The following is a 10,056-nucleotide window of genomic DNA, read 5'->3' on the forward strand; positions in this document are numbered from 1 at the left end:
CGCCGCCGCCGCGACGCCCGCTGCTCATCCACGACCGCCGTCGCTCCCCTCGTCCCGCTCCCCGGCCCGCGCACGGCCGCCGACCGCGGCGTCCTCGGACCCGCTGCTCCCCGTGGCGCCCGCCTCACCGGCCGGCTCCGTCCGGTCCACAGGCTCGCCGGGCTGCCGCGGCACACCCAGCGCACCGCTGCCCGGCCCCGTCCCCGTACCGCCGCCACCGCGCGAGACCACGCGCGCGCCGCTGCCCGGCAGCGCCGTCGGATCGGCGGGCACCGCCGCCTGCCGCAGCCTGGGCGCTATCGGCGCCTTGGCGGGCACGGGCGGCGCCTGCGCGGGCACCGTAGCGAGCTTCCTGCCGTCCGCGGACCGCGCGGCACCGGCCTCGGCGAGCCCGCGGCCGCGCCGCGAGTCCTCCGGCTCCAGCGGTATCGGCGACCCGCGCAGCGGCTCGTCCGCGGTCCTCGGCAACGTCAGCCGGAACTGCGAACCGCCGCCCGGCTCACCCCACGCCTGCAGCCAGCCGCCGTGCAGCCGCGCGTCCTCCAGGGCGATGGACAGGCCGAGACCCGTACCACCCGTCGTACGCGCGCGTGCCGGGTCGGCCCGCCAGAACCTGCTGAACACCCGGGTCGCCTCGCCCGGCTTGAGCCCGACGCCGTAGTCGCGCACGGCGACGGCGACGGCACCACCGGCGGCGGCGAGCCGCACGATCACGTCCTTGCCCTCACCGTGCTCCACGGCGTTCACGACGAGATTGCGCAGCACGCGCTCCACGCGCCGGGCGTCCGCCTCGGCGACCACCGGCTGATCGTCGCCGACGATCCGTACGTGCGTGCCCTTGCGCTCGGCCAGTGGCTCGGCGCCGCTGACGACCCGCCTCACGACCTGCCGCAGATCTATCGGCTCGGCCTCCAGGGCCGCGGCCCCCGCGTCGAACCGGCTGATCTCCAGCAGGTCCGCGAGCAGCGACTCGAACCGGTCCAGCTGATCGGCGAGCAGCTCCGCGGACCGCGCGGTCACCGGATCGAAGTCGACCCGCGCCTCATGAATGACATCGGCGGCCATCCGTACGGTCGTCAGCGGTGTCCGCAGCTCATGGCTGACGTCGGAGACGAACCGCCGCTGCATCCGCGACAGATCCTCCAGCTGCTGGATCTTCAGATGCAGGTTCTGCGCCATCTTGTTGAAGGCCTCGCCGAGGCGCGCGATGTCGTCCTCGCCGGTCACCTTCATACGTTCCTGAAGGCGGCCCGCGGAGAGCCGCTCGGCCACCCCGGCCGCCATCCGCACCGGCGTGACGACCTGCCGCACCACGAGCCAGGCGATGGCCCCGAGCAGCACGACCACGAACAGCCCCGCCGTCGCGAGCGTCCCCTTCACCAGACCCAGGGACTTCTCCTCCTGGGTGAGCGGGAAGAGGTAGTACAGCTGGTACGGGTGCCCCTGCGGGTCGTTGAGCCGCTTGCCGATGATCAGGCCGGACTGCGGCTCCTGACCGTCGGTGTAGACGATCTTCGTGTACTCCTGGGAGGCGCCGGTCATCCGGTCGACCCGCTCGCGCAGTTCATCGGGCACGCTGCGCACCGGCTCCACGTTGCCGGAGGCGCGCGGCGCCCGCCCGTTGCCACCGTCGGTGTCGCTGGAGCTCAGCGTCACCACGTCGAACGCGCCCTTGCCGCCGCTGGAGAGCTGGGTGACGAGGTCACTCTTCCAGTTGTTGGAGGCCACGGTGGTGCGGCTGTCGTCGGACCCGCCGTCCTGCACCCCGGACGCGGCCGAGTCCGCCTTGTCCTTGGCCGCGCGGAACCCGCCCTCGGCCTGGCTCTGCGAGGCCTTCACCTTGGCGTCCAGCAGCCCGTTGCGCACCGAGCCGATGACGACGATGCCGAGCATCAGCACGACACCGAGTGACATCAGCAGCGTCGTGACGACGACCTTCAGCTGGATGTTGCGCCGCCACAGCCGCATCGCGGGCAGCAGCGGGCGCCGCACCCAGCGTGCGAACAGCCGGAGCACGGGGCTGCCCTTCATGCCGCCCTGCAGCAGCAGCCCCCCGTCGAGCACCCGGCGCAGGGGGCCACGCCCCGGCGCGGCCCCTGCCTCGGGTCCCACAGGCCGCTCCGCGCGAGACCCCGGCCTCCCGGGCGCCGAAGCGGCACTGTTCCGGGACATGTCAGCTCGGTCCTGCCTTGTAACCGACACCGCGGACGGTCACCACGATCTCCGGCCGCTCGGGGTCCTTCTCGACCTTCGAACGCAGCCGCTGCACATGCACGTTGACCAGGCGCGTGTCCGCGGCATGCCGGTAGCCCCACACCTGCTCGAGCAGCACCTCGCGGGTGAACACCTGCCACGGCTTGCGCGCCAGGGCCACCAGCAGATCGAACTCGAGCGGCGTCAGTGCGATCGACTGCCCCTCACGCTTGACCGAGTGGCCGGCCACGTCGATGACCAGGTCACCGATGGCGAGCTGCTCGGGCGCGGGCTCCTCGGAGCGACGCAGCCGCGCCCGGATGCGCGCGACCAGCTCCTTCGGCTTGAACGGCTTCACGATGTAGTCGTCGGCGCCGGACTCGAGGCCCACCACCACATCGACGGTGTCGCTCTTCGCCGTGAGCATCACGATCGGCACCCCGGACTCGGCCCGGATCAGCCGGCACACCTCGATGCCGTCCCGGCCGGGCAGCATCAGATCGAGCAGCACCAGATCGGGCTTGGTCTCACGGAAAGCGGCCAGCGCCTTGTCGCCGTCTGCGACGAACGACGGCTCAAAACCTTCACCACGCAGCACAATGCCGAGCATCTCGGCCAGTGCGGTGTCGTCGTCGACGACAAGGACTCGTCCCTTCATGGACCACATCATCCCATTACTTAATCGTTACATCGCGTGACCTGGCACACAGCTCACCCAGGCCCGCAGCTGTCACGGGCGCCAACGCGCCCCACTCGGTGACGATCGCCGTCACCAGATCCGGCGGTGTCACGTCGAACGCAGGGTTGTACGCCTGCGTTCCCAGCGGTGCCACCGGAATCCCGCCACCCGCCTCCACTCCGGCCAACGGCACCTGAGGCGCCGTGAGCTCCGTCACTTCGAGCCCCGACCGCTGCTCGACCTCGATGGACGCACCGTCGGGGGTCGCCGGATCCACCGTCGTCACCGGCGCCACCACGATGAACGGCACATGGTGATATCGCGCCAGAACCGCGAGCGGATAGCTCCCCACCTTGTTGGCCACCGAACCGTCGGCGGCGATCCGGTCCGCCCCGATGAGAACGGCGTCCACCTCACCGGCGGCGAACAGCGACCCCGCCGCGTTGTCCGTCAGCAAGGTGTACGCCATCCCGGCGCGCGCCGCCTCGTACGCGGTCAGGCGTGCCCCCTGCAGCAGCGGACGCGTCTCGTCCACCCACAGCCGGCGCAGCCGTCCCGCCCGGTGCGCGGCGAGCGCCACCGCGAAGGCCGTGCCCTCACCACCGGAGACCAGCGCCCCGGTGTTGCAGTGCGTCAGGATCCGGTGGTTGCCCCCGGGCAGCAGCTCGTCGAGCAACTGCAGCCCGTGCCGCCCCATCGCGGCGCTCGCCTCGGCGTCCTCCTGGTGCAGCGCCCGCGCGGCACCGAGCGCGGCGGCCGCGGCCCGCTCACGGACGACTTCCCCGTCGCTGCCCGAACCGTTCCGGAACGCCGACCGGTACGCCTCCTGCGCCCTGCGCACGCCGTAGGCGAGATTGACCGCGGTGGGCCGCGCGTCCGCCAGCGCGTCCGCCGCCTCCTGTACGTCGAACCCGCGGGCGGCGGCGAGCGCCACCCCGTACGCCCCCGTGATGCCGAGCAGCGGGGCTCCGCGCACGGCCAGGGAACGGATCGCCTGCACCAGCGCCTGCGGATCCGTGCACACCAGCTCGACTTCTTCTGCCGGAAGGCGCCTCTGGTCGAGCAGCACCAGAACGGGCCCCTCCGCCGGTTCCTCCCAGCGGATCGCCGGTACGTCCGTCGTCTCGGGCTGTTTGTCCTCGCTGGGCCGTATGTCCTCACGGGATTGCGCGTACTGATCAGCCATCCGCCCAGTCTGCCCCGGAAGACCCCGACAATTGAAGGTGTCAAGGCACTACCGGGCCAGGTCACCCCGCGCCCACCCCATGGCACGATGGCAGCCAACCTGCCGCCGCGACCGCGGACGGGCACCTTGAAGGAGCGACGATGAACGACACTCCGGGCTGGGCATCGCCCGGATCTGCCCCCTCCGACGGCCCCGACGACAAGCGCCAGGACGGCACGGGTCAGGGCGACGACACCCGGGACGCCGGTCCGCAGGACGCCGCGGGCCAGGGACCCCAGTGGTCCAAGGAGCAGCCGCCGCCCGCACAGTGGTCCGCTCCCTCGGGCTCCGGCCAGACCCCGCCACCGCCCCCGCCGGCCCCCGGCCAGGGCTGGGGCGGCCAGAGCGGTCAGGGCTGGGGCGGCCAGGGCGGCTACGGCCAGGGCCCCGGCGGTCCCGGCTACGGCGGCGGCTGGGGCACGCCTCCGCAGGGCGGCCCCGGAAACTGGGGCCCCGGTGTCTGGGGCGGCCCGCCCGCAGCCGCGAAGCCCGGCGTCATCCCGCTGCGCCCGCTCGGTGTCGGTGAGATCCTCGACGGCGCGGTGTCGACGATGCGCACGTACTGGCGCACCGTCCTCGGCATCTCGCTGACCGTCGCCGTCGTCACCGAGCTGCTCGTGGTCCTGCTGCAGGGCTACATCCTCAACGACTCCTCGACCACCGCCGCGCTCGACAACCCGGACGCCACTCCGCGCGAGATTCTCGACGCGCTGGGCGGGATCCTCGTCGGCACCGGCGTCGTCCTCGTCGTCACCCTGCTCGGCCAGATCATCGCCACGGCCCTGCTCACGACGGTCACCAGCCGAGCCGTGCTCGGCAAGCCCGTCACGACCGGCGAGGCCTGGCGCGACGCCCGGCCGCAGGTCCTCAGGCTCCTCGGCCTGACCCTGCTGCTGCCACTGATCGTCAGTGGGATCGTCTTCGTGGGCACCATCCCCGGCATCCTCGTCGGCGTCCTCGGGTCGGCCGACGCGGGCATCGCACTCGCCGTCGTCGGCGGCATCGCCGCCTTCGTCGTCGCGATCTGGCTGATGATCCGCCTCTCGCTGGCCTCGCCCGCGCTGATGCTGGAGAAGCAGACCATCCGCAAGGCGATGGGCCGCTCCAGCAAGCTCGTCCGCGGCTCCTGGTGGCGCGTCTTCGGCATCCAGATCCTCGCGGCGATCATCACGAACGTGGTCGCCTCGATCGTCCTCGTCCCGTTCACCCTGCTCGCCTCGGCGGTCAGCGGCGCCGGCGTCGGCTTCTTCGACTCCACGGGCGACAACGTCGGCTGGGCGTACCTGATCATCACCGGCATCGGCTCGGTGATCGGCTCCACGCTCACCTTCCCGATCTCCGCGGGCGTCACCGTGCTGCTCTACATCGACCAGCGCATCCGCCGCGAGGCCCTCGACCTCGAACTCGCCCGCGCCGCGGGCCTGCAGGGCTACGGGGACACCCCCGGCGCCACCCCGGGGAGCTGATGCGGTGAGCGCGCCCGGGGGAGTGCTCAGGGCGGCGGCCTGGCTGACGCGCGCCGGCGGCGACGAGCCGCCGGTGACCATCTCGCGCGATCCCGCGCGGGAGGCGGCCAGGCGCGAGCTGTCCAAGCCCGCGTACCACGAGAACGACCCAAGCTGGTTCATGCGCGCCCTGAACAAGTTCTGGGACTGGATCGACGACCTGTTCTCCGCCGCGTCCGGGGCCACGCCGGGCGGCGCCGTCGGCCTGGTCGTCATCGTGCTGGCCGTCGTCGCCCTGCTGGCGCTCCTGTGGTGGCGCCTGGGCACCCCGCGCCGCTCCCCCGTCTCGGCGGCCCCGCTCTTCGACGACCGTCCGCGCAGCGCCGCCGAGCACCGCGCGGCCGCCGAGGCGCACGCCGCCCAGGGCCACTGGAACCAGGCCGTCCAGGAACGGATGCGCGCCCTGGTCCGCTCCCTGGAGGAACGCGCCCTGCTGGACCCGCGCCCCGGCCGCACCGCCGACGAGGCCGCCACCGAGGCGTCCCGCACGCTCCCCCCGCTCACGGACCGGCTGCGCGCCGCCGCCCGCGACTTCGACGACGTCACGTACGGCGGCCGCTCCGCGAACCCGGAGACGTACCAGCGCCTGACCGCCCTGGACACCGACGCGGAGCACACCGCCCCGACCCTCACCGCCGCCGCCCCGGGAGCCCCCCGGTGACCGATCCCAGCATCCCGAACTCCCGCGGCGACAACGCCGGACCGCCGTCCGGCACCACGCTCACCGCGCCACCGCCCCCGGCCTCCGGGCCGGGCCCCGACGGCACCTCGGTCACCCCCACGGCCCGCCAGGTCTGGACCCGCACGCGAGGCATCGCCCTCGCCCTGGTCCTGCTCCTGGTCACCGGCGTGGCCATCGCGGCCGTCCGCTCCGGGGAACAGCACGGCACGCTCGACCCGCGCTCCGCCGACCAGTACGGCAGCCGCGCCGTCGCCGCCCTCCTCGCCGAGCGCGGCGTCGACACCCGCGTGGTCACCACGACCGCCGAGGCCCGCGCAGCGACCGGCAAGGACACCACCCTCCTGGTCGCCGTCCCCGACCTGCTGACCGAGCATCAGCAGAGCCAGATCGAGGCGGCCACCGCCGACTCGGGCGGCCGCACGGTCCTCGTCGCCCCCGGCGACGCGTCCGTCAGCACCTTGGCCCCCAGAGTCAGCGCGGACGCGGCCACCAGCGCCGACACGACGCTGGCCCCCGGCTGCTCGCTGCCGGCGGCCCGCCGCGCGGGCACGGCCGACACCGGCGGCAGCCTCTACAGGACGACGTCCTCCGACGCCGACTCCTGCTACCCGAGCGACGGCGCCGCCTCCCTGCTGCGCCTGCCCTCGGCCACCGGCGACGGCGACACGGTGATCATCGGCGCCCCCGACATCCTGCTCAACGACCGTCTCGACGAGCGGGGCAACGCCTCGCTCGCCCTTCAACTCCTCGGTACCCGCCCCCATCTGGTCTGGTACCTCCCCTCCCTCTCGGACGAATCCGCGGCCACCGGTGCGCAGAACGACCGCAGCTTCTTCGACCTGATCCCCAAGGGCTGGCTCTGGGGCACGCTCCAGCTCTTCATCGCTGCAGCACTGGCCGCCCTCTGGCGCGCCCGTCGCCTCGGACCCCTGGTCCCCGAACGTCTCCCCGTCGCGATCCGCGCCTCAGAGACCGTCGAAGGCCGCGCCCGCCTCTACCGCAAGGCGAACGCCCGCGACCGCGCGGCGACGGCCCTGCGTATCTCCACCCGCACCAAGCTCGCCCCCCTCATCGGCGTCCCCGTCTCCCAGGCACACTCGCCCGAGACCTTCCTGCCGGCCCTGACCCGCCAACTCCCCACACCGGGACAGGACCTGCACGCCCTCCTCTTCGGCCCGCCTCCCGCGACCGACGCAGCACTCATCGCCCTCGCCGACCACCTCGACGCCCTCGAAAGAGAGGTACGGAATTCATGATGGACCCGACCACTGACAACGCCGGGCCCACGACCGATCCCCGCAGCTCACGGGCGTCTCTGGAGGCCCTGCGCGCCGAGATCGCGAAGGCCGTGGTCGGCCAGGACCCCACCGTGACGGGCCTGGTCGTGGCCCTCCTGTGCCGCGGGCACGTCCTCCTCGAAGGCGTCCCCGGCGTGGCGAAGACCCTCCTCGTACGCGCGCTGGCCGCAAGCCTCGAACTCGACACCAAGCGCGTCCAGTTCACCCCGGACCTGATGCCCAGCGACGTCACGGGCTCCCTGGTCTACGACACCCACACCTCCCGCTTCTCCTTCCAGCCGGGCCCCGCGTTCACGAACCTCCTCCTCGCGGACGAGATCAACCGCACCCCGCCCAAGACCCAGTCCTCCCTCCTGGAGGCGATGGAGGAGCGTCAGGTCACGGTCGACGGCACCCCGCGCCCGCTGCCCGACCCGTTCATGGTGATCGCCACCCAGAACCCGGTCGAGTACGAGGGCACGTACCCCCTGCCCGAGGCCCAACTGGACCGCTTCCTCATGAAGTTGAACGTCCCGCTGCCCACCCGCCAGGACGAGATCGACGTCCTCACCCGCCACGCGTCCGGCTTCAACCCGCGCGACCTGAAGTCGGCGGGCATCCGCCCGGTGGCCACGGCGGCCGACCTCGAAACGGCCCGCGCGGCGGTGGCCAAGACAACGGTCTCCCCGGAGATCACGGCGTACGTGGTCGACATCTGCCGGGCGACCCGCGAGTCCCCGTCCCTCACGCTCGGCGTCTCCCCGCGCGGCGCCACGGCCCTCCTCGCCACGGCCCGCGCCTGGGCCTGGCTGACCGGCCGCGACTACGTCACCCCGGACGACGTGAAGGCTCTCGCCCTCCCGACGCTCCGCCACCGCGTCCAACTGCGCCCGGAGGCCGAGATGGAAGGCGTCACCGCGGACTCGGTGATCAACGCGATCCTCACCCACGTCCCCGTCCCCCGCTGACGAGGCCGGAGACGAAGGACCCGACATGGCCCTCACCGGACGCACGGCCCTGCTCGCAGCTGTGGGCTCCCTCCCCATCGGGATCTGGGAGCCCAGCTGGACGGGCATCCTCGCCGTCAACGCCCCCCTGGCCCTGGCCTGCGCCTGCGACTTCGCCCTGGCCGCCCCCGTACGCCGCCTGCGCCTGACCCGCTCCGGCGACACCTCCGTACGTCTCGGTGACCCGGCCGACGTCACGCTCACGGTCACCAACCCGTCGGGCCGCCCGCTGCGCGCGCAGATCCGTGATGCCTGGCCGCCGAGCGCCTGGCTCCAGGGCACGGAACACGACGCGTCCCGCCACCGCGTGACGATCCCCGCGGGCGAACGGCGTCGCGTCACCACCCGCCTCCTGCCCACCCGCAGGGGCGACCGCCGGGCGGACCGCGTGACGATCCGTTCCTACGGCCCGCTGGGCCTGTTCACCCGGCAGGGCACGCACAACGTCCCCTGGACGGTCCGCGTCCTGCCCCCGTTCCACAGCCGCAAGCACCTCCCGTCCAAGCTGGCCCGCCTCCGCGAACTCGACGGCCGCACCAGCCTGTTGACCAGGGGTGAGGGCACGGAGTTCGACAGCCTGCGCGAGTACGTCCCTGGCGACGACACCCGTTCCATCGACTGGCGCGCAACGGCCCGCCAGTCCTCCGTCGCCGTACGCACCTGGCGCCCCGAACGCGACCGCCACATCCTGCTGGTCCTGGACACAGGACGCACCTCGGCGGGTCGAGTCGGCGACGCCCCGCGCCTGGACGCCTCGATGGACGCCGCGCTCCTGCTGGGCGCCCTGGCGTCCCGCGCCGGCGACCGCGTCGACCTCCTCGCCTATGACCGCCGTGTCCGCGCCCTGGTCCAGGGCCGCACCGCGGGCGAAGTCCTCCCGGCCCTGGTCAACGCCATGGCCCCCCTCGAACCCGAGCTCGTGGAGACGGACGCCCGCGGCCTCACGGCCACAGCCCTCCACACGGCTCCCCGCCGCTCCCTCATCGTTCTTCTTACGTCGCTGGAGGCGGCCCCCGTCGAGGAGGGCCTGCTCCCTGTCCTGGCCCGCCTCACCAAGCGCCACACGGTCGTGGTGGCATCGGTGGCGGACCCGGCCATCGAAACAATGGCCGAGGCACGCGGCACCACGGACGCGATCTACGACGCGGCTTCAGCGGCCCAGGCAAAAGCAGAACGCCTCCGCACCGCGGAACAACTGACTCGCCACGGCGTCACCGTCGTCGACGCAACCCCGTCGGAACTGGCCCCCGCCCTCGCGGACGCCTATCTCTCCCTGAAATCAGCCGGCCGCCTCTGACCCAGCAAATCACCAGCCTCGAATACGAGGTCTGGGACATGCCCCTAAACGCAGAAAACCCCCGGACCGTATCCCGGTCCGGGGGTTTTCTCAAAATTTGTTCGGCGGCGTCCTACTCTCCCACAGGGTCCCCCCTGCAGTACCATCGGCGCTGTGAGGCTTAGCTTCCGGGTTCGGAATGTAACCGGGCG

General features: G+C 72.8%; 8 protein-coding genes and 1 rRNA gene. 5 read left to right on the top strand and 4 right to left on the bottom strand.

The window, feature by feature from the left end:
* Positions 1-24: 24 nt before the first annotated feature.
* Genes mtrB through mtnA form a run of 3 tightly spaced genes read right to left on the bottom strand, consistent with a single transcriptional unit; the run spans position 25 to position 4,058 of the window.
* Positions 25-2,172 carry an MtrAB system histidine kinase MtrB gene (gene mtrB, locus J3486_RS43200; protein ID WP_207830479.1) on the bottom strand — a complete coding sequence of 716 codons (2,148 nt, stop codon included), beginning with the start codon at positions 2,170-2,172 and terminating at the stop codon, positions 25-27.
* Between the two features lies 1 nt (position 2,173).
* A complete protein-coding gene (gene mtrA / locus J3486_RS43205) occupies positions 2,174-2,863 on the bottom strand; it encodes a two-component system response regulator MtrA (protein ID WP_018529990.1) in 690 nt (229 codons plus the stop codon).
* Between the two features lie 4 nt (positions 2,864-2,867).
* Positions 2,868-4,058, bottom strand: coding sequence for an S-methyl-5-thioribose-1-phosphate isomerase (gene mtnA / locus J3486_RS43210; protein WP_207830493.1), 1,191 nt, complete (start codon positions 4,056-4,058; stop codon positions 2,868-2,870).
* Between the two features lie 140 nt (positions 4,059-4,198).
* Between mtnA and J3486_RS43215 the strand changes: the two genes are divergently transcribed.
* The 5 genes from J3486_RS43215 to J3486_RS43235 are packed head-to-tail and all read left to right on the top strand — an operon-like array spanning position 4,199 to position 9,865.
* Entirely contained in the window at positions 4,199-5,563 is a 1,365-nt protein-coding gene (locus J3486_RS43215) for a glycerophosphoryl diester phosphodiesterase membrane domain-containing protein (protein ID WP_207830494.1), read from the top strand.
* 4 nt (positions 5,564-5,567) lie between these two features.
* Positions 5,568-6,263, top strand: a complete 696-nt coding sequence (locus tag J3486_RS43220) for a DUF4129 domain-containing protein (protein ID WP_307805192.1) — start codon at positions 5,568-5,570, stop codon at positions 6,261-6,263.
* Positions 6,260-7,540 carry a DUF4350 domain-containing protein gene (locus J3486_RS43225; RefSeq protein ID WP_307805193.1) on the top strand — a complete coding sequence of 427 codons (1,281 nt, stop codon included), beginning with the start codon at positions 6,260-6,262 and terminating at the stop codon, positions 7,538-7,540. The genes J3486_RS43220 and J3486_RS43225 overlap by 4 nt, the downstream gene beginning before the upstream one ends.
* The gene (locus J3486_RS43230; protein WP_207830497.1) at positions 7,540-8,529 is read left to right on the top strand and encodes a MoxR family ATPase; all 990 of its coding nucleotides are present in this window, start codon (positions 7,540-7,542) and stop codon (positions 8,527-8,529) included. The genes J3486_RS43225 and J3486_RS43230 overlap by 1 nt, the downstream gene beginning before the upstream one ends.
* A 25-nt stretch (positions 8,530-8,554) precedes the next feature.
* Positions 8,555-9,865 carry a DUF58 domain-containing protein gene (locus J3486_RS43235; RefSeq protein ID WP_207830500.1) on the top strand — a complete coding sequence of 437 codons (1,311 nt, stop codon included), beginning with the start codon at positions 8,555-8,557 and terminating at the stop codon, positions 9,863-9,865.
* Between the two features lie 99 nt (positions 9,866-9,964).
* Here the strand turns inward: J3486_RS43235 and rrf are convergent.
* Positions 9,965-10,056: ribosomal RNA gene (gene rrf, locus J3486_RS43240) — 5S ribosomal RNA — on the bottom strand; the annotation flags it as partial.

Source organism: Streptomyces sp. VRA16 Mangrove soil, from assembly GCF_017377775.1.
In the GTDB taxonomy this organism is placed as follows: Bacteria; Actinomycetota; Actinomycetes; order Streptomycetales; family Streptomycetaceae; genus Streptomyces.